Raw genomic sequence first — 1,005 nt, forward strand, 5'->3', positions numbered from 1 at the left:
GACTGGGGCGGTCGCCTCCTAAAAGGTAACGGAGGCGCGCAAAGGTTCCCTCAGGTGGAATGGAAACCCACCGTTGAGTGTACAGGCAAAAGGGAGCTTGACTGCGAGACAAACAGGTCGAGCAGAGACGAAAGTCGGGCTGAGTGATCCCACGATACCGAGTGGAAGGGTCGTGGCTTATCGGATAAAAGCTACCCCGGGGATAACAGGCTGGTGAAGTCCAAGAGTTCACATCGACGACTTCGCTCGGCACCTCGATGTCGGCTCATCGCATCCTGGGGCTGGATAAGGTCCCAAGGGTTGGGCTGTTCGCCCATTAAAGCGGTACGTGAGCTGGGTTCAGACCGTCGTGAGACAGGTCGGTCTCTATCCACTGTGGGCGGAAGGGAATTGAGGGGAGCTGGCTCTAGTACGAGAGGACCGAGCTGGACGCAGCGCTGGTGTGCGAGTTGTCGTGCCAACGGCATCGCTCGGTAGCCACCTGCGGCAGGGATAACCGCTGAAAGCATCTAAGCGGGAAGCTCGCCCCAAGATGAGTTCCCTCACTCGAGAGAGGTAAGACCGCACGCAGACGACGTGCTAGATAGGCGGGAGGTGTAAGCGCAGAGATGCGTGAGCCGACCCGTACTAATGGTCGAGGCCTTGTCGTCATGTGCTTGCGGAGAAATGGTCGCTCTGGCGGCGCTGCTTGTTGGTGTGGCATGATAGGCTGTGCAGCTTGGCGCGGCGGCGCTGAGGTGCGCAGCAGCGCTTGGTGATAGAAGCGGCGGAGGTACACCCGAACCCATCCCGAACTCGGCAGTTAAGTCCGCCAGCGCCGATGGTACTGATCTGGCGACGGATTGGGAGAGTAGGTCATTGCCAAGCCCTGCTGCGCAGCTCTGCGCCGCTCGCGTTTATCCACAGCTGTGAAGCCTCTCAGCTTTGTACGCTTTACCCAATAAACTGCCCTCAAAATTCCGTGCAGTTTATCCAATGCGCAACCTGCCATCTGGCGTAGACTTG

2 rRNA genes are annotated in these 1,005 nt (G+C 58.7%); both read left to right on the forward strand.

Annotation, left to right across the window (positions count from 1 at the left end):
- Window positions 1-650: ribosomal RNA gene (locus NW838_RS03875) — 23S ribosomal RNA — on the forward strand; the annotation flags it as partial.
- Between the two features lie 100 nt (window positions 651-750).
- Window positions 751-867, forward strand: a 5S ribosomal RNA gene (gene rrf / locus NW838_RS03880).
- Window positions 868-1,005 lie beyond the last annotated feature (138 nt).

Source organism: Synechococcus sp. R55.2 (genome assembly GCF_047462075.1).
GTDB lineage: Bacteria > Cyanobacteriota > Cyanobacteriia > Thermostichales > Thermostichaceae > Thermostichus.